The sequence below is a fragment of the Rhodococcus sp. PAMC28707 genome (assembly GCF_004795915.1).
Lineage (GTDB): Bacteria > Actinomycetota > Actinomycetes > Mycobacteriales > Mycobacteriaceae > Rhodococcoides.
On sequence record NZ_CP039253.1, the window covers coordinates 1,316,144 to 1,339,328 of the forward strand.

The window sequence follows — 23,185 nt, forward strand, 5'->3', positions numbered from 1 at the left end:
GACATGTACTTAGATCGGAAACAATCTTCAGTCGATAGAGAAATCTAGTCTCTCGGCGCCTCGGACGACCACGGAGGGTCTGCCCCCGGACGCGAAACCGTGATGGCTGCGGCCCGTGCGGCAAATCTCAGTGCTCGCTCCCACTCTTCCTTGATCATCTCGCTCAATGCTCCAGATGTGAGAATATTCTCCTCTTCCAAAAAGCGGAGTAAAGCGCCGTGAACAGTGTCACCTGCACCGATGGTGTCGACTACATCCACCGAGACTCCGGGCACGCCGATCTCGCCCTTCGCGGTGAACACCGATATGCCGTTTCCGCCGCGAGTCATCACCACCGCAGTGACACCGCTCGCGAGCCAATCGTCGACCGAAGTACCTTCCGGACCTGATCCCAGCCAGTGGGAATCGTCTTCCGAGACCTTCAAGATGTCGACGGCGGGCAGCCAGGTCTTGAATCTCGCTCGGAAACCGTCGGCGGTGATGTCCCCGCTCGGACTGTCGATGGCCGCAGGCCTGATGTTCGGGTCGAGCATCGTCAATTTCCCGGCGTCGTGGGCACGATGGAGCAGCGCGGCGTACACCGAAGCCCCCGGTTCGTAGAGCAGCGACAATGTGCCGAAAGACAGCGCGGTGATGTCTTCGGGGAGTTGGCGAGGATCGGATACGAGACGGTCGGCCGTGCCGTCGGCATAGAACGAGTACTGCGCGCTCCCGTCGTCGGCAAGCGTCGTCATCGCCAGCGTCGTCGGTTCCGCCCCTCGCTGCACCCAGGAAGTGTCGACACCGGCGTCGCGCAGGCTGTTGAGGATCTGCTCACCGAACGGATCCGTCGACACCCGTGACAGAAAGGCGACCGAGGAACCGAGCCGACCGAGAGTTACCGCGACATTGAACGGTCCCCCGCCGAGCTTCGGCGACAACAACGGGCCCTCGTGCACGGGTACGAGGTCGACGAGCGCTTCGCCGCAGACAAGAATCGTCACGCTGACCGGTGCCCCATTCCCCAAGACCCGGACCACGACTGTCCGGGTTGCATAACCAGTAGATCGATCTCGGAGTTCAACGCGTCGGGCGGGCACGTCATCGGCTCGATGGCCAACGCTCGACCCCGATCCGGATACGCCTGATCGTGCGCAGGATCGGCCGTGAAGACCTGCACCCAGTCGAATTCACGGTCGGTCCACAGCACCGTCGCGGTCCCGTCCGGTGCCCGGAGAATGTGCTGGGCATGGCCGTCGACGTCGGGCAATTCGGCGCTGAAGGGAGTATCCAGCCAGACCCCCTTCAACGACCTCGGCGTTCGGAAGTCGTATTCCGTACCGGCAGTCTCGACGGAAGGTCCGTTGGGCAGCATGCGCTTGGGATCCAGCTGCAACCTGGTGCCGGCCGAGAACTCGAGGGTGCATTCGTCCAACGGAACGTCCCCGACGCGAACGAACGTGTGAAAACCCATACCGAACGGCGCAGCGGTGCTTCCGACGTTCTCCGCGGTGGCTGTGACGACCAAGCCATCGCGTGTCAGCTCGTGCGCCACGGTCAACGTCAACGGATACGGCCATCCCTTCTGCTCACCGATGTCCACCGTTTGTACGACGCGGGCGTCCGCCCGATCGACGACAGTCCACTCGGCACCTCGCACGAATCCGTGACTGGCGTTGTTACGGATAGGCTCGGTGATCTCGAGCTGATGCTCGATACCGCCGAAAGTGAATCTGCCGTCGGCGACTCGGTTCGGCCAGGGCGCGAGGACCGAACCGGCCGACAGGGGCGGTTTCTCACCTGACTGAAACGTCTCGGTCAGCGGCGAGCCGTCGAACTCGAGCATCCGCAGGCCTGCACCCGTGGAAACGATCTCGGCTCGATACTTCCCACTGACCAACCGGTAGGTCTCGCTGGCGCTTCGTTCGTCAGGCATGAGTGTCATTGTCCACGCTGGGAGTCCTCTCAGGAGTCTCTATAGCGAATGCAGGCAGGTCACGGCTGTAGTCGCTCGACTACCGACGTCGCGACCGTGAAGCGAATTCGGTTGTGCAGACGGTTTGTTCGGCCCTGCCAGAACTCGACGGTGTCGGGCAGGACCCGAAACCCACCCCAGTGCGGAGGAACGGGCACCACCTGGCCGTCGAACTTTCGGTCCACATTCTCGAGTGCCTGCTCGAGCTCGGCCCTCGAACTCACCGGGCGCGATTGTTGCGATGCCCATGCACCCAACTGCGATCCCCGCGGCCGAGATGCGAAGTACTCGGCCGTGTTCTCGGCGGACACTCGCTCGACCGCGCCCCGAATGGTCAGCTGACGCCCGATACCGATCCACGGGAACGTCACGGACGCATACGGCGTGTGGGTGAGTTGCCTGCCTTTGTCGGAGTCGTAATTGGTGTAGAAGACGACGCCGTCCACGTCGAGGCCCTTGCAGAGGACCGTGCGCGTGGACGGATGTCCCGCGGCATCGACGGTGGCGAGGACCAGTGCGTTCGGTTCGGGAATGTCGGCCTCGATGGCCTCGGTCAACCACTCCTGCGCCACCGGCAGCCAACCGCTGTGCAGTCGGCCGACGTCGAGGTCGGTGTCCGTGCCGTAGTCGACACGCAAATCAGCAAGGTGTGGTTCTCGGTTCGGCACGAACCCAGACGCTACTCCCGAGTACGACCGGCTAAAGTTCTCCCTGAAGAGAAAGCCCGGACGCGGCCCGGACCGGGCACTACGGCTGGAGCCGGGCACTACGGTTACGAGGAGAGTCCAGGCAATGGCTGTTCAACAGGTCCCCGAAGATTTCGTCAGTGGCCTCGAGGGCGTCGTCGCCTTCACCACCGACATCGCCGAACCGGACAAAGACGGCGGCGCACTGCGTTATCGCGGCGTCGACATCGAAGACCTCGTATCCAAGCGTGTGACGTTCGGCAACGTGTGGGCACTGCTCGTCGACGGAAAATTCGGCTCGGGGCTGCCGCCCGCCGAGCCGTTTCCGCTCCCGGTCCACACCGGTGACGTCCGCGTCGACGTCCAGGCAGGTCTTGCGATGCTCGCACCGATCTGGGGTTACGAGCCGCTACTCGACATCGACGACGCCACCGCCCGCGACCAGCTCGCCCGCGCGTCCGTGATGGCACTGTCCTACGTCGCACAGTCCGCTCGCGGAATCCACCAGCCGGCGGTGCCGCAGAAGCAGATCGATCAGTGCGAAACCGTCACCGCCCGCTTCATGACTCGCTGGAAGGGTGACCCGGACCCGGCCCACACCGAGGCCATCGACGCCTACTGGGTCTCCGCGGCCGAGCACGGGATGAATGCTTCGACGTTCACCGCGAGAGTCATCGCCTCCACCGGAGCCGACGTCGCCGCGGCACTGTCCGGAGCGATCGGCGCCATGTCCGGCCCGTTGCACGGTGGCGCACCGGCTCGAGTACTGCCGATGATCGAAGAGGTCGAGAAGACCGACGATCCCCGCGGACTCGTCAAGGGAATTCTCGACCGCAAAGAAAAGCTCATGGGCTTCGGGCACCGTGTCTACCGCGCCCAGGATCCCCGTGCCCGGGTGCTGCGCGCGACCGCGAAGCGACTCGGTGCACCCCGCTACGAGGCCGCTGCCGCGCTCGAGCAGGCCGCGCTCACCGAACTGCGTGAACGTCGCCCGGACCGCGCAATCGAAACCAACGTCGAGTTCTGGGCCGCGGTGATCCTCGATTTCGCCGAGGTTCCCCCGCACATGATGCCCGCGATGTTCACCTGTGGCCGCACCGCCGGCTGGTGCGCGCACATCATGGAACAGAAACGACTCGGAAAGCTCGTACGCCCGGCAGCCATCTATACCGGGCCTGCGCCCCGCATCCCCGAATCCGTCGACGGGTGGGGCCAGATCGCCTGAGTACGGGTCCGACTACCCTGTAGGTGCCATATCCCCCACGACGCTAGGATGCGCTACTCAATGGCCGAATTGCCGATCATTCCCACCGAACTCCTGCCAGCCGACGGACGGTTCGGTTGCGGACCCTCCAAGGTTCGCCCTGAGCAGCTGCAGTCCTTGGTCGACGTCGGCGCATCCGTCTTCGGCACCAGCCACCGCCAGAAACCCGTCAAGGACGTCGTCGCACGGGTGCGCAGTGGCCTGCGCGACCTGTTCACGCTGCCCGACGGCTACGAGGTCGTTCTCGGCAACGGTGGCACCACCGCATTCTGGGATGCCGCGGCCTTCGGACTCATCCGCGAGAAGTCCCTCCATCTCACCAATGGCGAATTCAGCTCGAAATTCGCCTCGGTCGCCAAGAACAACCCATTCATCGGCGATCCGATCGTCGTCAAGGCAGAACCAGGCAGTGCTCCCGAGCCCACCTCGGATCCGTCGGTCGACCTGATCGGTTGGGCCCACAACGAGACGTCGACGGGCGTCGCAATCCCGGTGAGCCGGCCTGCCGGTTCCGAGAACGCACTCATCGCGATCGATGCGACGTCGGGGGCGGGCGGTCTGCCGGTCAACGTTGCCGACTCCGATGTCTACTACTTCGCTCCGCAGAAGTGCTTCGCTGCCGACGGTGGCCTGTGGGTTGCGTTGATGAGCCCGGCTGCACTCGAGCGCGTCAGTGAAATCCAGACTTCGGGCCGTTGGGTTCCGGACTTCCTGTCGTTGCCGATCGCGATCGACAACAGCAGCAAGGACCAGACCTACAACACCCCCGCAGTGGCGACGCTCCTGATGTTCGCCAATCAGATCGAGTGGCTCAACAGCCAGGGTGGTCTGGACTGGGCGACCAAGCGCACAGCGGACTCGTCTTCGCGCCTGTACGACTGGGCGGAGAAGAGCGACTTCGCTACTCCGTTCGTGTCGAACCCGGCACACCGAAGCCAGGTCGTGGGCACCATCGACTTCGACGAGAAGGTCGACGCTGCTCAGGTAGCCAAGGTTCTTCGCGCCAATGGCGTCGTCGACACCGAGCCTTACCGCAAGCTCGGGCGCAATCAGTTGCGCGTCGGGATGTTCCCGGCCATCGAACCGGACGACGTCACGGCACTGACCAAGAGCATCGATTGGGTCGTTTCCACACTGAGTTAGCAGAACGCTCACAGCTCGGGCGCTGCCGACGAGGCTTACACTTGCAGATACGTTCGCAAGCGCAACGACCTCGGAGGGAGCGCCCGATGACCGTTTCCGCGCTTCTGTCGAGGTTGCGTGTCACCATCGCGTATCTCGCGCTTGCCATCGCTTCGGCGATATTTCTGTCCCAGCTCCGCCCCCGCGCCCAGTGGCACGTACTCCGCGAGGCGAGCACCAATCTGCACAATCTTTCCGACGGCCATATCGCCACTCTCGTCGCCAGCGTGTTCTTGACCGACGGGGAAGTGAACTGGTTGTGGCTTGCCTCGGTTGCCGCCCTGTTCGCCGTGGCCGAATGGGTGTCCGGGTCGAGGCGATTTCTCTGTACCTTCCTGCTCGGACATGTCGGAGCGACGGCGTTGGTGGCGATCGGACTGTTCGTCGGCATCCACGCGGACTGGCTCGCCGACTCCCTCACCATGGCGATCGATGTCGGAGTGAGTTACGCCGCTGCTGCGGTTGCCGGGTCGTTGATTCGATATCTCCACCGCTCTTGGCGCATTGCCTGGGCGGTGGGATGGGCAGCGGTCGTGGCGGTCGCCGCGATCTCCGACCCGACCTTTACGGCATTCGGACACATCGCTGCGCTGACTATCGGGTTCACGCTCGGTGCCCACTACATCCGAGCGGACTCGATAGCCAAGGGCGCCAACACCTTTGATGCTGCCATCACCGAACAACCACAGCAGGACACTGCAATGACTACGCTCATGAGTCACGAGCATCGGTGATGCCGGATGCGTGTCGGATACACACCGTCGATCACGATTGGATTACTGTCGAGCAGGACGATATCGCGAGTCGGCGCGATGAGGAGGTCAAGGTGCGAGATCTACGTGTGGTCGGTCTCGAACCCGACGGTCAGCACGTCATTTGCGCAGATCCAACCACCGGCGACAAATTCCGGCTTCCAGCCGACGACAAGCTCCGCGCGGCCTCCCGCGGCGACATCGCTCGACTAGGACAGATTGAGATCCAAATGGACAGTGTGCTCAGGCCCAGGGAGATCCAGGCTCGTATCCGCGGCGGGGCCACCGTCGAACAGGTTGCAAACGAATCGGGAATGGCATTGAGCCGGGTCGAGGTCTTCGCCCATCCGGTACTTCTCGAACGGTCCCAGGCATCCAGTATGGCGCAAGCCGGCCACCCTCTTCGTCACGACGGGCCTGCCGTCCAGACTTTGGCCGAGATCGTCGCGCTTGCGTTTCGCGCTCGCGGCCACCATCTCGGCGAAGCAACGTGGGACGCGTGGCGCGACGAGGACAACAAGTGGGTAGCTCAGCTGAAGTGGCAGGCGGGCCGAACGACCAACAAGGCGCATTGGCAATACCTTCCCGACGGCCACGGTGGCACTATCACCGCACTCGACGATGCGGCAGCGGAGCTGATCGACCCGGACTTCGGGCGGCAGCTGCGAGGACTCGCTCCGGTGCGATCGCTCGCAATCGAAGAAGACACATCCGAGGAATCCTTCGACGAGTACTACGGCACCACCGCAGACAGTGAGATCGCGACCGCTGCACCGGAGAACCCCGCGCCGGAGATCGATTTACCGGAGCGCACCCCACCAGAGGTCGCCGAGCCCCCGGTGCCCGCTGTAGCCGAGACGAAGCGGCACGAGCCTCCTACACCGAAGAAGGACAAGAAGGGCAAGCCCGCAATGCCCTCGTGGGAGGACGTTCTGCTGGGCGTCCGCAGCAGTGGACACAATTGATCATGATGGGCTGACGTTCGATCGGGAAGGGTGCCAGGAGTGGGGGCCAAAGCATCGACTGTCTGGTACATAGATACCCCTGACCCGATCGCAGTCTTGAGATCCTCTACAACTTCGGACTGGGATACTGCGTCAGCGCTGGCCGGGCGCCTGTTCCCCGATCGAGTAGCCGTACCGAGCCAACTTTCCCCGGTGTCGGCCGTGGCTGGAGTCGGCCCCGACGAGATCTACATCGGGGCATATCCGGGCGTCACCGTGGTCTGTTCGGCCGATTTGACCGTCGCGACTCCGTCGACTTTGCCCGAGCCCTGGATTCATCCTTTGGCGGCCGAGCGCACGTATCTCGTAATGACGGATCCGGAGACGGCGTGGGGTGCTTTCGCGTATTGGGAACGCGGCACCCTGCGACGTTCGTTCAGCGCGACTCCGATCTACATCTACGAGGACTCCGGTCTGCCGCTGGTGTGGGAACGACGCTTCTGGGCCGGAGAGCACCCGTTGGTCTATCCGCACGGCGTCATGCCGGACCCACTCTCGCTTCCGTTCCACCCACAGGAATTTGCCGAAGCCGCCAACTCGGAATGGCTCGGCTATCGCTATACCGGCGCGCCACGCGGCGACGAGTTCGATCCGATCTCGTTGCCGGTGTGTGGTTTCATCATGTATGCGCCCGGTCAGGAACCCCGACGGGTCGAACAGGCCCCACCCGACCAGGCCCCACCCGAGCCGATGCCGGATCGCTCGATCATGCGGTGGTTGAGACGGAAATCCCCAGAACCACGAAGCTGAGGACGGCACCGACACAGGTTCCGTACACCAGCCACCGCCACAGCGGCGTGCGCCGAAAGCGCAGCACGGTCGGTGCAGCTCCACCGACGACGATCAAGTTGATCCCCACTGCCAGGAACACGTTGACGGCTGCGAGCTCGAGGCCGAACGCTGTCAGCGCGGCTCCGACGAGGACAGCTGCGAAGAGCGCGACCGGAATGCCGGTATAGGCGACGTGCTCGGTCACTGCACGCGCACCCGTTCGTAGAACGCCATCGCAGCCGCGGTGGCCACATTGAGCGAGTCGGTACCCGGCGCCATCGGAATTCGTGCGCGAACGTCGGTAGCGCGCATGGCATGTTCGGTCAGCCCCGGTCCCTCGGCGCCGAGCAGCAATGCGACCTTCTCCCCCGTCATCGCCTCGGCAAGAGAAATCGCCGACGGATTCGGCGTCAACGAGATGGTCTGAAAGCCGCTGTCACGGAGAATCTTCAAGCCCCGCGGCCAGTCGGGAACGCGCGCGAACGGAACCCGAAGTACGTGCCCCATCGACACTCGTACGACACGGCGATAGAGGGGGTCGGCGCATGCCGCCCCGAAAAGTACGGCGTCCACGCCGAGGCTTGCGGCGTTACGGAACATTGCTCCGAGATTCTCGTGATCGTTGACGCCCTCGAGCACGACGACCGTCCTGGCATCGCGGACGACGTCGGCGATGTCGAGTCCCGGGGACCGACTCGCCACAGAGAGCACGCCACGGTTCAGGTGAAATCCGACGACGTCGGCCATCACCTCGGCACTGGTCCGATAGAACGGAGCGTCCACCCCGTCGAGGCGTGAACCCAGTTCTACGAGCCTGCGGTCGACGCCGAGCAGGCTGATCGTCGGGAACCGCGAGGTCAACAACCGCTCGGTCACCAAAACGCCCTCGGCAATAACCAGCCCCTTCCCGTCGGGGAGGTCCGGTCTACGGTCGGAGGAGTTGAGGTCGCGAAAGTCGTCCAGTCGCGGATCGGCAGAGTCGTCGATGTCGATTACGTTTACCACGTGTCCATCTTGGCATCTGTATGGAAAGGTCGAGTGCGATGAATACCGAGGGCACGATCACTGTCAGGACTGCAACCGACGACGACTGGGATGCCGTCGCGCTTCTGGATGCGCATGCATTCGGTGAACACCAGAATGCCGAGGATCTTGCCGAGACGCAGATCCTCACCAGTTCGCGTCATGTCGTAATGGCGTGGGATGGAAGCACGCCCGTCGGGGTGGCGATGCACTTCCCCATGTCCGTGACGGTCCCGGGAGGCGCTCAGGTGGAGGCGTCGGGCGTGTCCTGGGTTTCGGTCGCACCGACACATCGCCGACGCGGAATCCTCCGGCGCATGTTCACCGAACAGCATCGCAATCTCGACGCAGCAGGCGCCCCCCTGTCGCTGCTGACGGCGAGCGAGGCCACGATCTACCGGCGCTTCGGCTACGGGCCTGCCACCGAGGAACACCGAGTGGTTCTCGATCGCCGCTTCGCCCAATTCCATCCGGACGTACCCGCAGTGACCGACGTCCGATTGGTGGAGTCCACCGAGGCGTCGGCGCTGCTTCCCGAGATCTACCATCGCTGGCAGCGCAAAACGGCAGGCGCACAACCGAAGCCGCCCATCCGTTGGGAGCGCTTCTTCGCCGACCGCGAAAACGTTCGAGAAGGATTGACCGCGCTCTTCTTCATGGTTCACCCGGACGGTTACGTCGCCTACCGCCGAAACATGTCCGGCGACACCAAGGTCGTCGTTCAGGAGTTCATCGCCGTCACCGACGACGCGTATGCCCAGATGTGGCAGGTGCTCGTCGGGATCGATCTCGTCGACACCATCGAGGTCAGTCAGGCCCCGGACGAGCCGTTGCCGTTCCTGCTGACGAACAATCGCCTGCCGAAGATCACCGGCCACCACGACGCACTGTGGAGCCGTGTCATGAATGTCGAAGCTGCCCTCGAAGCCCGTACCTACGCCGTCGACGCGCAGTTCGTGCTCGACGTCGAGGATCCGTTCCTCGAGGCCGGCGGAACCTTCGACGTCACGATCAGTGCCGGAAGTGCCACCGTGACTCGAACCGATGCTCCCGCCGACGCGTCGATGAAGCTCGATGTGCTGAGCAGTCTGTACTTCGGCACTCATCGTGCCAGTAGATTCGCGGCCTCGAATCGCCTGTGGAGCCGGGATTCGGACGCGTTGCACACGGTGGATCTCGCGTTCTCGACCGACCGTGCGTCGGTCATGGGCTGGGGGTTCTAGACCTCACGTCGCGGCGACTCTCGTTCGCCGCCAAGGATCGATCCGAAGATGCAGATTGTTGTGCTTCATCAGGTAGACGGCCGCCCCGACGCCCGAGATCAGCGACACTGCGCCACCGAACAGCAATGGAGCTCTCGGGTCGAGGACGTCGGCGAGCCAGCCCAGCACGGGGCTACCGACCGGTGTGCCGCCGAGGAAACACAGCATGTAGATGCCCATGACCCGTCCCCGCATCTCCGACGGCACCGACATCTGCAGAATGTTCATCGCCGAGGTGGTGAAGGTCAGAGTCAACGCTCCGGTCGGAACGAGCAGAATTGCAACGAGTGTGTAGTTCGGCATCAGTCCGACGAGTATTTCGAACACTCCGAAAGCGATGACGGCACCGATGAACAACCGCAGTCGGGGCGTGCCGGATCGACGGGCCGCAAGGGTCGCGCCTGCGAGCGTTCCGACGGCCAAAGTCGTCGACAGCAACCCGTATGCGTCGGCGCCGCTGCCGAAGGTGTTGCGAGCCAACACTGCCAGGCTGAGTGGAAAGTTCAATCCGAACGTCGACACCATGAACACCGTTGCCAGGAGAACGCGTAGATCGTCTCGGCCCCACACGTAGCGGAACCCTTCCCGTACCTGGCCTTTCGCGCGCGCGGCTCGTTCGACGTGGAAGAGGTCGGCAGATCGCATCGCGACCAGAGCGCCGAATACCGCCGCGAACGACGCAGCGTTGATCAAGAACACCCACCCGGTTCCGATGAACGTGATGAGTACACCCGACAGGGCCGGTCCGATGATGCGTGCCATGTTGAAGGTCATGGAGTTCAACGCAATTGCGTTTGCCAGCGTCTCTTTGCCGACCATCTCGATGGTGAACGACTGGCGTACCGGCGCGTCGATGGCGGAGGAACAGCCGAGAACGAACGCGATGACGTACACGTGCCACAGTTCGACGAGATTGCCGACGTCGAGGAGACCGAGCACGAGCCCGCAGACCGCCGCGAAGGCCTGGGTGATCATCAGCAGTTTTCGTTTGTCGTACCGATCTGCGAGCACCCCGCCCCACACCGACAGCAGCAGTGTCGGTCCGAACTGCAGGGCCATCACAATGCCGACAGCGACGCCGTTGCCGCCCGACAGTGTCAGCACGAGCCAGTCCTGCGCCACCCTCTGCATCCACGTTCCGACCAGAGAAACTATCTGCCCGGACGCCCACAACCTGTAGTTGCGGGTTCGCAATGCAGCGAACATCGGGGAAGCAGAGGGCACTCCACAAATACTAACCTCAGGTAACGAACTACCTATTCGGAGTCGTTGACCAGCGCACCGATGATATCGACTGCATCGCGGAGAACTACGAGTTGAGTCTCGTTCAAGCCGGCCAGTTGGGAGGTCATCCACGCCTCACGCGCACTGGCCTCGTCGGCGATAAGCGTGTTGCCGGACGGGGACAGCGACACGATCACCTGTCGACCGTCGGTCGGATGAGGAGTGCGATCCACGAGGCCGAGCTCCGCCAGCGACGCGATCACGCGTGTCATCGATGGTGGCTGCACTCGTTCACGGGCCGCCAGTGCCCCCGGCGTCATGTCGCCCTCACGGCTCAATGTCGCAAGAGCCGACAGCTGAGTGAGCGACACTTGCGAGTCGACACGTCTTCCCCTCAGGTGGCGAGTCAATCGCACCACGGCCAGTGATAGATCGCTTGCCAACTCACGGTTGTCTTTCACGCTGTTTCCCGACGTCACAGCGCAGAGACTACGCCCTGATGCGCGTTATGGCCTACGTAACCGCGTCAGTGATCGGTCCGACAACGAAATATAGGACGAACATCAAGGCCACGACCCAAAGCAGGGGATGAACCGTCTTCGCCTTGCCGCGCCCCACTGCGAGAACTACCCAGGTGATGAACCCGACTCCGATGCCGTTCGCGATCGAGTACGTGAACGGCATGACCACGATGGTCAGGAATGCCGGCAGCGCGAATTCGAACTTGGAGAAGTCGATGTCGCGAACCTGTCCGATCATCAATGCCCCGACGATGACCAGCGCCGGAGAGGCAGCCTCGATGGGGACGATGGCAGTGAGTGGCGTCAGGAACATGGCGGCCAGGAAGAGTAGACCGGTCACGACATTGGCCAAACCGGTCCGTGCGCCCTCGGCGATACCGGACGCCGATTCGACGAACACCGTGTTCGACGACGCCGACGCACCACCGCCTACGATCGCGCCGGTTCCTTCGATGACGAGCGCTTTGCCGATTCCGGGGAGCTGATCCTTGTCATCCATCAGCTCGCCTTCCTTGCCGAGCCCGGTCATCGTGCCCATCGCATCGAAGAAGTTCGCCAGCACGAGAGTGAACACCAGCAGGCTCGCTGCGAGGACGCCGATGCGAGTGAAAGCGCCGAAAAGATCCACGTCGCCGACCAAGGAAAGGTTGGGTGTCTGGATGAGCTGATCGGGCAGGATCGGAACGCTCAGATTCCAGCCTTTCGGATCCACTCCGTTCGACGGCCCGATATCGGTGAAGGCTTCGACGACGGCCGCGAGCACTGTGGTCACGACGATGCCGATCAGCAGCCCTCCACGTACCTTCCGCACCACGAGAACACCCATCAACAGCAGCCCGAACACGAAAATTGCCGTCGGCCACGAGGCGATGGAGCCGTCGATACCGAGGCCGACCGGGACCGAGGTGCCGGCGGCGTCGGGGATGCGTCGTACGAAACCAGCGTCGACGAGTCCGATGAAGGCGATGAACGTCCCGATACCTGCCGCGATGGCCGCTTTCAATTCGGACGGAATGGCGTTGAACACCGCAGTACGAAAGCCCGTCAGCGCGAGCAACACGATGATGATGCCGTCGATGACGACGAGCCCCATGGCCTCCGGCCACGTCACCTGGGGAGCGATGGTGACGGCGAGAAGGGTGTTGATCCCGAGTCCGGCGGCGATACCGAAGGGATAGTTGGCAACGATGCCGAACAAGATGCTCATGAAGCCGGCGACTAGCGCTGTCACCGCGGCGACCTGCGCGACGGGCAGGATATTGCCGAGCACATCGGTCTTGGCCGCGGCGTCGTCCGCCGAAAAGCTGCCGAGGATCAGCGGATTGAGGACGACGATGTACGCCATCGCCACGAACGTGACGACGCCGCCGCGCACTTCGGAACCGACCGTCGATCCACGTTCGGTGACTTTGAAGTAGTTGTCCAGGATTTTGGGCGACGCCATGGGAGTAACCTACATTTCGTGGATAGTAAGCCGGAAACCCCCGCGCTGAGCGTACGGCTCACAGATCCCGCGCCCGTCATCGCGGTCGGTATTCTCGCCTGGGTCGTTGCTACCGCAGTGGTCTTCTCGAGTGGCGATCGGTGGGCGGATGCGCTGCCGACCTGCTGGACAGGCGTAGCAGTCGGTGTCGTCGGCTTCACACTGTTTCTCATACAGAGAGCTGCCGCTCGTCGCGGCAGCAGGACCGCTCAACGCGGCCTCACGTAACCGTAGTCACGCATAGTGGCTCGACGTGCGGAAACTCACCTTTATTAGGGTTGAGTAACACAGGGTTTGCGGGGAGTATGGGTTATGTCAGTTGATTCATCCCATGAATTACCCGAAGGTCAGGTCATGAAGCTCGTCAGGCAGTACCGCAATCGTCGTACCCACGCTCGCTCGCTCCGCGCCCTCTACGCACGCGCCCACGCCGTCAGCAGCCCTTCGATGCGCGATGAACTCCTCGTCATCGCACAGCGAAGCGACTTCGCACGCTGAGCGCATAGATCCACAGCAACCCCCACGCGATACCGAAGCACCATCCTGCCAGGACGTCCGTCGTCCAATGCGCGCCGAGATAGATCCGCGAGAAGCCGATCGCCAGGGATGCAACCGCTGGTAACGCGAGAACCACCGGATTTCTGAGCCATAACGCGGTCGACCGCAGCAACACCGCGGTCACCGTCGTGGCCAGGATCGCCGACATCATCGCGTGCCCCGAAGGAAACGAGTGCGTCGAGATCTCGACGAGCCTTTCCGGTATCGGCGGCCGCTCGCGCCCGAAGATCAGCTTGAGAAGGGCCATCACCCCCCAGCCGGTGAGCATGGCGCCTGCAATCATGACTGCTTCCGGTCGACGACGTGCCCGCAGTAGGACTGCGCATCCGATGATCGAGAAGAGGAACATCGCGATCGTATTTCCGAGCGTGGTGATAATCCAGAAAAGTGTGGTCAGCCACACAACCCGGTGCTCGACCATCCACGCCAACACGTCACCGTCCACGGGGTCTCTCCCAACTCTGCGCGCAATGCGTAGTTCCGTCCTCGGTCACCCACCAGGCGAGGTGATGATCACCCTCGACGGCCCCGGTAAGTCTCACGACAAGTTCGCGGTGCACGACAACCTGCCCTACCGGCAGCTCCACACCCATTTCTGCGCATGCGAGTACCGCTCCGGGCTCGCGGTCCCACGAACTCACCCGGCCGATTCCCAACACTTCTGCGGAGATCGATTCCGAGGCGGTCCGCACGTCCAGGATCGACGCCAACGACGACGCGGTATCCATGGACGACAGGATCGCGACGTCGGCGGGGACCGCGGCCACACACCATGGACGGTCGAGCACGATCGCGTCGGCAGGATAGACGAGACTGCCGGAAACAGCACGCACTTTCGTCGGCGCATCCAACTCGTCGAGTTCCACTCGCCCCGAAGTGACAGCGTCTGCGACGAGTCGATGAGCTCGCGTGATGACCGCAGGAGTCGGCGATCGCGAAGGATCGGCCAATCTCGAAAGAATCAGGCCGGTGAACCACGCGCTGTCGCACGAACTGGGGGCAAGCGCCGCCGCCACATCGTCGGCATTCGGGTGATCGAGTGGGTCGAGCAGACCGGCGAACGTGAAGTCCGAGGGCGCTCGATAACTTCCCAGCCGCTCGCCGTCGACCCGGGCGTGCGTACGCAGCCACCACGCCGTGTACCCGTCCCGCGCCTGCACCGCTGCCCGGGTTGCCGGATCGGACATCAATTGCGTCAACGCATCCGGCCACCGCTGCTCATCGACCAGATCGAGGTCTCGCACGGCAGTGAGCACCGCCGGGTCCTCCGCCAACGAAGCCCACCACGAGTCCTCGTCGTCGAGATCATGATCCGGACCGGTCGGGAGGTCATCGGTCACGGTGCCGAATCCCCAGCCCACTCCGACCGCGCGAAGCGCTGCAGGCCCGTAGTGCGCGACGACAGAATCTGCGACCAGCCCGAAAGGCGAGTCCGCGACCAACAGGCCTGCAAGTGGGGCATCGGGCAACAGCAATTCATCGGCGGCACGAAGCTCCCCATCGGAGTCCTCTAGCGGCAGCGAACCTATCCAAGAAGGGAGCTCGCCCGCGGACGAGGCGAGCGCCAGCACCGAAGTCACGGTATCGACGACGGCGTCGGTCTCGTCCCAGTCGAGGTCCTCGAGTAACGCTTCCAGCGCCGAATCGGACAGCAGATCGGTTGCGGTTGCCTCCGCCGCGCCCAACCTCGACAACAGTGGGCTCACCGCGTCCGGATGCACCAGCCGGGCCCAATGCACCGACCCGACCCCACTGACGCCCGCTCCGAGAACGGCAGTACGAGGACCGGTTATCGTCCGGCCGTCCGACAGCGGAACCGGCAGCGCGGCAAGCTCTTCCGCCGCCACACCGTCGGTGACCAATGGAGTGAGCGCATCGTAGAGTCGCCCCCACCAGCGAGGCTCACGGTCGATACCCGTCAGCATCTCGGCAAGTCTTGCGAGGCCGATTCGGTGTACGTCGACCGCAGCAAGCGCGCTTGCGTTCCGCGGACCCGAGAGCGCAGCCCCGACCAGATCGGGAAACACATCTGCTAGAAGCTCACCGAGCTCTTCGGTGAGTCCCGGCAGCACCATCGCCCGCGAGGGGATCAGATTCTCACCGGTCACCGACGGAAGCCAACGGGCAGAGACGGATTCCCGAAGAATCTGCTCACGCAAGATCCCGTCGACCTCGCTACGCGGAAAGCCGGGGACCGGAACAAGTCGAGTTCTGAACCGGGCAGGAAAAGCAGCGATCATCTCCCCGTACCCCTCCGCGACGCGCAGCAGGTGCGCACCGGGAAGAACGCGCCGACGGTCCGGCTGCATCTGCACGTCCGCGACGACGAGCGCCGGCAGTGACAACTCCTCGTCCGAACGAGTCGGCGCACGAAGGACATCCGATGCCACCACTGTCGGCACACCGCCGGAAACAGGGACGAGCCATCTGGCGTGAGCGGTGCGGAATTGCCACCACTCGAGATCGCCGACCTTCACCGACTCGAGACCCTCCCCCTCGATCGTCCGGTCGAGCCGATCTTCGCCGATTTCGATCGAGACCAACGATTCCAATTCGAGCAACAGGTCGATCGCTTCGGCGCGCATGGCGTCGAGCAGCCCGGCCACCTCGACGTCCCGCAGGATGATCTCCGACGAAAACCCTACTGCTGGAGGTTCTTCGGCAGGCCAGACAAGTCGCAACACGGGAACCCCGGCATCGGGTACATTCAGGCCCGCATCGGTGAGAACACTACGGGTCCTCGCGCCACTGAAGCGCACTCCACCTGCAGTGGAACGAAATTCGATCTCGTCGCTGACCGAGCGGACCGCCGTGAAACCCACCCCGAAGCGACCCACACCGGATGTCTTCGCCGACACCCGCAAGGCCGTGAGCGCATGGACTCCGTCGCGATCGAGTGGTGCACCGGTATTGGCAACGTGCAGGTCGCGACCGGACACCCAGACCCGCACCTGTCCGGCAACTCCCGCTCGGGCTGCCGCATCGGCAGCATTCTGCGCGAGTTCCGTCAGCAGACGGTCGCGATAACCCCCGCGAACCAGGTCCGCTTCGGTGGCAGCGTCTTCGCGCAACCGGGTAGGCGAATCCGTCCAGGCAGACAAAGTCGAGGCGCGCAACGCCTCGGTGTCGTACGGATCTCTCAACTGTCCGATTGCGCATCCTGCAGTGGCTCGGACGCATGGTCCGACACGAAGGTGTTCTCGGTCTCGGAAGCCGGGGCAGTGACAGTCGGCGCTTGCGCGGTGACATCGAGGGCCGCATCGTCGAACGGATCGTAGGCGGGCGACCCGGCGCCGGTGGGAAGCTCGGTATCGGAATGCGCACCGCAGCCGTACTGGACGTGCACTACGTGGCCGTCGGCCGCATACTCGTTGCCGCAGACGCCGAACGCCGCCGACAACGATCCAGCGAGCGGGAGGTAGAACCCGCACAGTCCGCATGTCGACGGTGCAGCTTTCGCCATCTCACTGTCCGGACCGAACTCGCCGTCGTGCCAGCGCTCGGCCGCTTCGAGACGCCCTTCACGGCTGGGGACCTGCGGACGGCCCAGGCCGAGCTCGTACGCGACGTCGTCGACCTGGGGGTCACCGGTGGCGACGTATCCGGGGACGAGACGCGGATCGTGTGCTCGCGGTGGGAGCCGATCACCCGGCCCCAGATCGCCGGGGCGGATGCGCTCGTCCCACGGCAGCCAGGTCGGCGGCACCAGGGCATCGGGGCCCGGCAGCAGGACGAGTTCGCTGACGGTGGCACTGTCCGCGTCGGCGGGGGCTGCGACGACCACGGCCCATTGCCATCCGCGGTAGCCGGGTAGGTCGGCGATGAAGCGATGTGTCGCCGCACTGTCGTCCTCGGCGGTGACACCGAGATAATCGCCGACGCCGCCTTCACCCAGGTCGATCAGAGCACGGCGCGCCAACTCGGCGGCTTCCGCTAGGACAGGACGAATCTGGTCGAGCTCTGGGAAAGATGCGAAACTCACAGGTTCATTTTGCCGCATCACTTCCGGAGTGCCCAGTTCGGGCTGCCATGATGGTGCAGATGATCGCCTCGCTCCGCCGCGTGCTCGGCGTCCTCGCGGTGCCTATTCTGCTTGTCGGGTGCTCGACGGAACGCGAGGTCAGCGCAGATTTTCCGGCAATGAGGTCGACGGTCACCGTGGTCAGGACCCTCGAGCACGACCGTTCCGCATTCACCCAGGGTCTGCAGATCGACAACGGCGAGCTCTACGAGGGCACCGGCCGCAAGGGTTCGTCGTACGTGCGCGTGTCGTCGTTGGACACGGGCAAAGAACTGCGGCGTGTGTATCTGTCTGCCCAGTACTTCGGCGAGGGCCTGACCGTCGCCGGCGATACCGTGTGGCAGATCACCTGGCAGAACGGAATCGCGTTCGCCCGAGACAAGACCACTCTGGCCGGCGCGCGCGAGGTCGGCTACGACGGTGAAGGCTGGGGTCTTTGCGCGGCAGCGGACGGCCTGGTGATGAGCGACGGGTCCTCGATGCTGACTTTCCGTGATCCGGACACGTTCGAGGCCACCGGCACCGTCGAAGTAACGCTCGACGGAACGCCGCTCGAATCGTTGAACGAACTCGAATGCGCCGAAGACGGATCGGTCTACGCCAACATCTGGCGCACGTTCGATATTGCGAGGATCGACCCTGCCACCGGGACGGTGTCGGAGATCATCGATGCCGAACCGCTGTGGAACTCGATGTCCGAGCGCGAACGCGACGGCGCAGACGTGCTCAACGGGATCGCCCAAATACCCGACACCGACCGCTTTCTGGTGACGGGAAAGCTGTGGCCGAGCATGTTCGAGGTGGAGTTCACACCCGTGGAGTGAGTCGGTGTACTCACACCCTCCGGTTTTAGGACAGAATTGACGACGTGACAGATCCTCGAAACTCCGACACCCCGCCGGGAGAGGACCACCCGGGGTTCGAGAACTATCCGCCGGCTCCACGCACCGCCAGCCGCAGAACTCCGCTGCCTCCTCTTCACCCGTCGACTACCCCGCCGGGTGATCGTCCGCGTGGACCGAAGCCGCCGCCCATGCCCCGCAAGTTGACCGTCACTCGCGTCGCTGCGATGCGCAGCCGCGAGCTCACCAACAAGGGCATCGCGACTTTCCATCGAGCCGCGAAAGCAGACGGTGCCGACAAATCTGGACTCACCGCGCTGACGTACGCGACGATGGCCAACTTCGCCTCCGACGCCGCCACGGCTGTCGCGTTGGCCAACACACTCTTCTTCTCCGCCGCGACCGGTGAGGACAAGACGAAGGTTGCGCTGTATCTCGTCATCACCATCGCTCCGTTCGCTTTGATAGCGCCGCTGATCGGACCGATGCTCGATCGGCTGCAGCATGGTCGACGGCTCGCGCTCGCCGGTTCGTTCCTGCTACGGACCGTGCTGGCCGTTGTGCTGGTGTTCAACTTCGACAGCTGGATTCTCTATCCGGCTGCGCTCGGCATGCTGGTGTTCAGTAAATCCTTTGCAGTACTCAAGAGCGCCGTGACGCCGCGTGTACTTCCACCCGAGATCGACCTCGTTCGTGTCAATTCTCGCCTGACAGTGTTCGGCCTGATCGGCGGAACAATCGTCGCCGGCGGCATCGCGGGCGCTATCGCCTGGCTTTCCGGATCGCCGGGCGCACTGTGGTTCGTAGCTGCCGTCACCGTGCTGGGCGCCTACCTCAGCATGCGGATCCCGTCGTGGGTCGAAGTGACCGAAGGCGAAGTTCCAGCCACCTTGCGATACCACGGTGACGACGCCGAGACAGAGGTGATGCACCGTGCAAAGCCTGGGACCACACCACCGAAGAACCGCCGCCAACCGCTGGGCAAAGCCGTCATCGTCGGCCTGTGGGGCAACGGAACCGTACGCATTCTCACCGGATTTCTGACGCTCTACATAGCCTTCGTCGCCAAGGCTCAGACCGAACACGAACCGATCAAGCAGGCCGCGATGCTCGGACTTGTCGGTGCATGCGCAGCAATCGGCAATTTCTCCGGCAACGCCGCGGGCGCTCGGATCAAGCTCGGCCGCCCGTCCATCATGATCATCCGATGTACGTTCGCTGTCACCGTCGTTGCTATCGTCGCGGCCGTCACCGACAGCCTGCTGACCGCCGCATTGGCCGCGCTCGTCGCCTCCTGTGCGAGTGCGCTCGCCAAGGTCTCGCTCGATGCATCTCTGCAATCCGATCTCCCACCCGAATCCATTGCGTCCGGATTCGGGCGTTCGGAGACCGTCCTCCAGCTGTGCTGGGTACTTGGCGGAACGCTGGGAGTGCTGTTGCCCACCGAGTACTGGCTCGGCTTCACGGTCGTCTCGATTTTGCTTACGATCGGCCTGGTGCAGACCATCCTCACCTACCGCGGCAAGACTTTGCTTCCCGGACTCGGCGGAAACCGACCCGAGCACGCCGAGCAGCGCGGTCCCGACTATTCACCCCAAGAGAACGTGAGTTAAGTGAATCTTGCACCGAAGACAATGAAGCTACTGGCGATCGGAGCTGCCGGACTGATCGTCGTCGGCGTGGCATTCGTCGCCGTGCTCGCGCAACTCGTCTCCAACGCTCCAGCGCACCGACCGACCATCACGGCATTCGCAGACGGGAAAGCCGTCACCGTCGAGCCGTACCTGTACTGCCCCGTCGAGGCGCCACTGTGTGAGAACGATGGATCGAGCGCCAGCGTGCCGGTTCGGGAGGGCTATCCGCTGCAGCTGTCTTTGCCCTCCGAGATCACCTCGGCGCCGTGGATTCTCGCAGCTGTGTATTCCGACGATGCCGGGGCCGACGTCGTCGAAACAGACTCGCTGTACCTGCCCGATCAGAAACTGGGTCTGACCGTGCCACCCGTCGACGCCGACGGACGAGCACTGCTGGGCGTCGAAATCAGGTTGCCCTCCGGCATCATCGACACCGACACCCAGCAGGAAGAGATCATCAGCCACGCGATCTGGTCGATCGCGACGACACCGACCGGTTAGCTGTCGAGCTCGCGCGCAACCGCCCTGACCACTTCGGAGATCTTCTGAGCGGTCTTGCGATCGGGGTACTTACCCTTACGCAGTTCAGGCTGGATCGTTGCCTCGAGAAGCGTGATCATGTCCTCGACCATCCCGTGCAGCTCGTCGGGCGTGTGCTTACGCTCGACGGGCTCACGACGGTTGGCGGTGTTCTGACGCAGGGTGGGAGCCGGCTCGAGAACTTTCAGGCTCAGCGCCTGAGGCCCACGGCGTCCTGCGGCCATACCGAACTCGACGCGCTGACCTGCTTTGAGGCCCTCGACACCCGCTGGCAGCGCCGACGAGCGGACGTAGACGTCCTCTCCTTCTTCTTGCGAGAGGAAGCCGAATCCCTTGTCGACGTCGTACCACTTCACCTTGCCGGTAGGCACTGCGCTCACCCGTCCATTTGTCTCGGTAAATAGCCTGTTTTGCACAAATTTCGCGTCCAACAGCGGTGTTGGACGCGAATGACCCAGCATAGCGCGAAGGAGTGCTCGGCAGCACGCCGGTTTGTCGGGCTACCGTTACCGACGTGGCTGATCAAACACCCCGAAACGGCACGACCCTTCTTCGTATCTCGTTGGCGATATTTGCGATCGGGTTGATCGCGATAGTCGCCATCTTCGCGGTGCCTGCGCTTTCCGGCGACGACCCCCCACTGTGGCTTTATCTGACCGCAATGATCTTCTCGCCCCTGGGCTTCGTGCTGGCGATAGTGTTTGCATTGCTGTCCGGCCGGCGGGCGAGATAAACAGGGGGGGCACCACATGCGAGTCGTTCTCAACATCATCTGGTTGATCTTCGGCGGACTATGGCTGGCTATCGGCTACTTTGCGGCGGGCATAATCTGCTGCATCCTCATCATCACGATCCCGTTCGGTATCGCGTCGTTCCGCATCGGCGTCTACGCCCTGTGGCCGTTCGGCAAGACGATCGTCGACAAACCGACATCGGGGGTCGCGGCGGTCGTCGGCAACGTAATCTGGCTCATCGTTGCCGGCATCTGGCTCGCCATCGCGCATGTGGTGTCGGCGATTGCGATGGCGATCACGATCATCGGCATTCCACTCGCCGTCGCGAACCTCAAAATGGTCCCCATCTCACTCATGCCGCTCGGCAAGGACATCGTCGACTCCTGACACTCCAGCCCCATTCGCGGATGGGTGTGACTTCCATCACATAACAGCCAGGTAACGGACGCGCAACAAGCAGGGGTTCAACGAGCAGCAACGCCGCTAGCTGCACATTCGGCCGATGACGAAAACTGTGCTGGGCCGCACATCCGGACAACTCGAAAAACCAAGAGTTACCAAATAGTGACACTCCGCGGGAATTTCAGTACGGTCGTCCACGGCTGAGAAACTTCGGCTGAATCCGGACCCGCAGCGCCAAACCTCGTCCCGCGGGAACGGACCCCCACAAGAACACCCAGGGGACGAGGACGGGGGACCCACACGTCCTCTCGGATAACCGGAAATTCACTACCTCGGCAGAGAATTTCCTTGGGGTGAAGCCCACGCACTTCCACTTGGAAGCGCTGGGCCGGGCTACCTCTCAGCCCGAACCCGACAGCTGACCTCGCAGGCGCCTGTGGAGAGGATTTCAACTCGTATGAGCGGACGTCATCGCAAGCCGACCACCACCGGCCGGACCGTAGCCAAGGTCGCCGTCACCGGCGCCATCATGGGCACAGCAGGCATGGCCTTCACCGGCACCGCCAGTGCAGCCCCCGATTCCGATTGGGACCGCCTCGCACAGTGCGAAGCAGGCGGTAACTGGGGCATCAACACCGGAAACGGATTCCAGGGTGGCCTGCAGTTCTCGCCGAGCACCTGGAGTTCACATGGCGGCGGGCAGTATGCCGCCACCGCGAACCAGGCCAGCCGCGAAGAGCAGATTGTCGTCGCCGAGAAGGTTCTCGCCTCGCAGGGTTGGGGCGCATGGCCTTCCTGCTCGTCGAGCCTTGGCCTGAGCAGTTCGCCCAGCGAACGCAGCGCGCCTGCATCCCCACAGTCCGCTCCCGAGGCACCCAAGCTCCCCGACCTCACGAGCATCCCCACCATCGACGGCAGCGCCGAGGTAATCGACGGCATCACGAGCGCCGTTCAGACCGTCACGAACGATCCGGCGATCGCTTCGTTCATTCAGAACGCGACACAGGGCATCCAGCTCGACCCACAGGTCGTCAATTTCTACCAGGCAAACAAGGCATTCCTGCCTCAGTAGAAACCCCACACCATAGAAAAAGGCCCCCGATCACTCGGGGGCCTTTTTCTATGGTCGGAATTAACGGTTGATGACGGTCACTGGATGGGCGTACAGCAGTTGGTCCACGGGCAACGGAAACTCGGTTTCCTCGCCGAACGGCGACAAGCTTCCCGAGCGCGAGGACGCCAATTCACTGACCGCATGGTCGCCGCGAGCGGTTTCCGGCCAGCCTGGATCTACGTAGGGCTTCTTCGACTTGTTCACCATGGGACCA

The 23,185-nt window shown here is 63.4% G+C and carries 27 protein-coding genes and 1 riboswitch; of the genes, 14 read left to right on the plus strand and 13 right to left on the minus strand.

Going from position 1 to position 23,185, the window contains the following annotated elements:
* Positions 1 to 44: 44 nt before the first annotated feature.
* Genes E5720_RS05930 through pdxH form a run of 3 tightly spaced genes read right to left on the minus strand, consistent with a single transcriptional unit; the run spans position 45 to position 2,592 of the window.
* Positions 45 to 983 (minus strand): carbohydrate kinase, encoded by a 939-nt coding sequence (locus E5720_RS05930; protein ID WP_136169882.1) that lies wholly within the window; start codon positions 981 to 983, stop codon positions 45 to 47.
* Positions 980 to 1,915: an aldose 1-epimerase family protein gene (locus E5720_RS05935; protein ID WP_136169883.1), complete on the minus strand. Its 936-nt coding sequence runs from the start codon at positions 1,913 to 1,915 to the stop codon at positions 980 to 982. Before E5720_RS05935 ends, E5720_RS05930 begins: the two co-directional genes overlap by 4 nt.
* Before the next feature lie 59 nt (positions 1,916 to 1,974).
* The gene (gene pdxH, locus E5720_RS05940; RefSeq protein ID WP_136172473.1) at positions 1,975 to 2,592 is read right to left on the minus strand and encodes a pyridoxamine 5'-phosphate oxidase; all 618 of its coding nucleotides are present in this window, start codon (positions 2,590 to 2,592) and stop codon (positions 1,975 to 1,977) included.
* A gap of 154 nt (positions 2,593 to 2,746) precedes the next feature.
* Between pdxH and E5720_RS05945 the strand changes: the two genes are divergently transcribed.
* The 5 genes from E5720_RS05945 to E5720_RS05965 all read left to right on the plus strand — a co-directional run bounded on the left by E5720_RS05945 (position 2,747) and on the right by E5720_RS05965 (position 7,592).
* A complete protein-coding gene (locus tag E5720_RS05945) occupies positions 2,747 to 3,865 on the plus strand; it encodes a citrate synthase 2 (RefSeq protein ID WP_136169884.1) in 1,119 nt (372 codons plus the stop codon).
* A gap of 60 nt (positions 3,866 to 3,925) precedes the next feature.
* Positions 3,926 to 5,047 (plus strand): phosphoserine transaminase, encoded by a 1,122-nt coding sequence (gene serC / locus E5720_RS05950; protein ID WP_136169885.1) that lies wholly within the window; start codon positions 3,926 to 3,928, stop codon positions 5,045 to 5,047.
* Positions 5,048 to 5,133: 86 nt separating this feature from the next.
* Positions 5,134 to 5,820 (plus strand): rhomboid-like protein, encoded by a 687-nt coding sequence (locus E5720_RS05955; RefSeq protein ID WP_136169886.1) that lies wholly within the window; start codon positions 5,134 to 5,136, stop codon positions 5,818 to 5,820.
* A 92-nt stretch (positions 5,821 to 5,912) separates the two neighbouring features.
* Positions 5,913 to 6,803 carry a septation protein SepH gene (sepH, locus tag E5720_RS05960; protein WP_210729963.1) on the plus strand — a complete coding sequence of 297 codons (891 nt, stop codon included), beginning with the start codon at positions 5,913 to 5,915 and terminating at the stop codon, positions 6,801 to 6,803.
* A 96-nt stretch (positions 6,804 to 6,899) separates the two neighbouring features.
* Positions 6,900 to 7,592: a hypothetical protein gene (locus tag E5720_RS05965; RefSeq protein ID WP_247596182.1), complete on the plus strand. Its 693-nt coding sequence runs from the start codon at positions 6,900 to 6,902 to the stop codon at positions 7,590 to 7,592.
* Here E5720_RS05965 and E5720_RS05970 read toward each other — a convergent pair.
* On the minus strand, positions 7,549 to 7,818 hold the full coding sequence (locus E5720_RS05970) for a DUF2537 domain-containing protein (protein ID WP_136169888.1): 270 nt from the start codon (positions 7,816 to 7,818) through the stop codon (positions 7,549 to 7,551). The genes E5720_RS05965 and E5720_RS05970 overlap by 44 nt on opposite strands.
* Positions 7,815 to 8,618: an RNA methyltransferase gene (locus E5720_RS05975; protein ID WP_136169889.1), complete on the minus strand. Its 804-nt coding sequence runs from the start codon at positions 8,616 to 8,618 to the stop codon at positions 7,815 to 7,817. The genes E5720_RS05970 and E5720_RS05975 overlap by 4 nt, the downstream gene beginning before the upstream one ends.
* Before the next feature lie 38 nt (positions 8,619 to 8,656).
* On the opposite strand from E5720_RS05975, the gene E5720_RS05980 reads away from it, so the two are divergent.
* Positions 8,657 to 9,859 (plus strand): GNAT family N-acetyltransferase, encoded by a 1,203-nt coding sequence (locus E5720_RS05980; protein WP_136169890.1) that lies wholly within the window; start codon positions 8,657 to 8,659, stop codon positions 9,857 to 9,859.
* 3 nt (positions 9,860 to 9,862) lie between these two features.
* Here the strand turns inward: E5720_RS05980 and E5720_RS05985 are convergent, their stop codons facing one another.
* Genes E5720_RS05985 through E5720_RS05995 form a run of 3 tightly spaced genes read right to left on the minus strand, consistent with a single transcriptional unit; the run spans position 9,863 to position 13,087 of the window.
* Positions 9,863 to 11,104 (minus strand): MFS transporter, encoded by a 1,242-nt coding sequence (locus tag E5720_RS05985; protein ID WP_210730022.1) that lies wholly within the window; start codon positions 11,102 to 11,104, stop codon positions 9,863 to 9,865.
* 50 nt (positions 11,105 to 11,154) lie between these two features.
* Positions 11,155 to 11,583 carry a MarR family transcriptional regulator gene (locus E5720_RS05990; protein WP_136172475.1) on the minus strand — a complete coding sequence of 143 codons (429 nt, stop codon included), beginning with the start codon at positions 11,581 to 11,583 and terminating at the stop codon, positions 11,155 to 11,157.
* A 52-nt stretch (positions 11,584 to 11,635) separates the two neighbouring features.
* Complete coding sequence (locus E5720_RS05995) at positions 11,636 to 13,087, minus strand: NCS2 family permease (protein ID WP_136169892.1); 1,452 nt, start codon at positions 13,085 to 13,087, stop codon at positions 11,636 to 11,638.
* 18 nt (positions 13,088 to 13,105) lie between these two features.
* Between E5720_RS05995 and E5720_RS06000 the strand changes: the two genes are divergently transcribed.
* Positions 13,106 to 13,354, plus strand: a complete 249-nt coding sequence (locus tag E5720_RS06000) for a DUF2530 domain-containing protein (RefSeq protein WP_136169893.1) — start codon at positions 13,106 to 13,108, stop codon at positions 13,352 to 13,354.
* Positions 13,355 to 13,438: 84 nt separating this feature from the next.
* Positions 13,439 to 13,624: a hypothetical protein gene (locus tag E5720_RS06005; protein ID WP_136169894.1), complete on the plus strand. Its 186-nt coding sequence runs from the start codon at positions 13,439 to 13,441 to the stop codon at positions 13,622 to 13,624.
* Here E5720_RS06005 and E5720_RS06010 read toward each other — a convergent pair.
* The 3 genes from E5720_RS06010 to E5720_RS06020 are packed head-to-tail and all read right to left on the minus strand — an operon-like array spanning position 13,593 to position 17,684.
* A complete protein-coding gene (locus E5720_RS06010) occupies positions 13,593 to 14,129 on the minus strand; it encodes a phosphatase PAP2 family protein (protein WP_136169895.1) in 537 nt (178 codons plus the stop codon). The genes E5720_RS06005 and E5720_RS06010 overlap by 32 nt on opposite strands.
* Positions 14,119 to 16,827, minus strand: a complete 2,709-nt coding sequence (locus E5720_RS06015) for an ATP-binding protein (protein ID WP_136169896.1) — start codon at positions 16,825 to 16,827, stop codon at positions 14,119 to 14,121. Before E5720_RS06015 ends, E5720_RS06010 begins: the two co-directional genes overlap by 11 nt.
* On the minus strand, positions 16,824 to 17,684 hold the full coding sequence (locus tag E5720_RS06020) for a DUF3027 domain-containing protein (protein WP_136169897.1): 861 nt from the start codon (positions 17,682 to 17,684) through the stop codon (positions 16,824 to 16,826). The genes E5720_RS06015 and E5720_RS06020 overlap by 4 nt, the downstream gene beginning before the upstream one ends.
* Positions 17,685 to 17,725: 41 nt before the next feature.
* On the opposite strand from E5720_RS06020, the gene E5720_RS06025 reads away from it, so the two are divergent.
* The 3 genes from E5720_RS06025 to E5720_RS06035 are packed head-to-tail and all read left to right on the plus strand — an operon-like array spanning position 17,726 to position 20,682.
* Entirely contained in the window at positions 17,726 to 18,529 is an 804-nt protein-coding gene (locus E5720_RS06025) for a glutaminyl-peptide cyclotransferase (protein WP_136169898.1), read from the plus strand.
* Between the two features lie 44 nt (positions 18,530 to 18,573).
* Positions 18,574 to 20,160: an MFS transporter gene (locus E5720_RS06030; RefSeq protein WP_210729964.1), complete on the plus strand. Its 1,587-nt coding sequence runs from the start codon at positions 18,574 to 18,576 to the stop codon at positions 20,158 to 20,160.
* Positions 20,161 to 20,682, plus strand: coding sequence for a DUF2771 domain-containing protein (locus tag E5720_RS06035; protein WP_247596183.1), 522 nt, complete (start codon positions 20,161 to 20,163; stop codon positions 20,680 to 20,682).
* Here E5720_RS06035 and E5720_RS06040 read toward each other — a convergent pair.
* The gene (locus E5720_RS06040) at positions 20,679 to 21,092 is read right to left on the minus strand and encodes a cold-shock protein (RefSeq protein WP_210730024.1); all 414 of its coding nucleotides are present in this window, start codon (positions 21,090 to 21,092) and stop codon (positions 20,679 to 20,681) included. The two genes, E5720_RS06035 and E5720_RS06040, sit on opposite strands and share 4 nt — an antisense overlap.
* 143 nt (positions 21,093 to 21,235) lie before the next feature.
* Between E5720_RS06040 and E5720_RS06045 the strand changes: the two genes are divergently transcribed.
* The 3 genes from E5720_RS06045 to E5720_RS06055 all read left to right on the plus strand — a co-directional run bounded on the left by E5720_RS06045 (position 21,236) and on the right by E5720_RS06055 (position 22,929).
* On the plus strand, positions 21,236 to 21,454 hold the full coding sequence (locus tag E5720_RS06045; protein ID WP_136169900.1) for a hypothetical protein: 219 nt from the start codon (positions 21,236 to 21,238) through the stop codon (positions 21,452 to 21,454).
* A 16-nt stretch (positions 21,455 to 21,470) separates the two neighbouring features.
* Positions 21,471 to 21,842, plus strand: coding sequence for a YccF domain-containing protein (locus E5720_RS06050; protein ID WP_136169901.1), 372 nt, complete (start codon positions 21,471 to 21,473; stop codon positions 21,840 to 21,842).
* Positions 21,843 to 22,079: 237 nt separating this feature from the next.
* Positions 22,080 to 22,306, plus strand: a riboswitch (cyclic di-AMP (ydaO/yuaA leader).
* Positions 22,307 to 22,314: 8 nt separating this feature from the next.
* Complete coding sequence (locus E5720_RS06055; RefSeq protein ID WP_136169902.1) at positions 22,315 to 22,929, plus strand: transglycosylase family protein; 615 nt, start codon at positions 22,315 to 22,317, stop codon at positions 22,927 to 22,929.
* Between the two features lie 60 nt (positions 22,930 to 22,989).
* Here the strand turns inward: E5720_RS06055 and E5720_RS06060 are convergent, their stop codons facing one another.
* Complete coding sequence (locus E5720_RS06060; RefSeq protein WP_084347541.1) at positions 22,990 to 23,178, minus strand: hypothetical protein; 189 nt, start codon at positions 23,176 to 23,178, stop codon at positions 22,990 to 22,992.
* Positions 23,179 to 23,185: the final 7 nt, after the last annotated feature.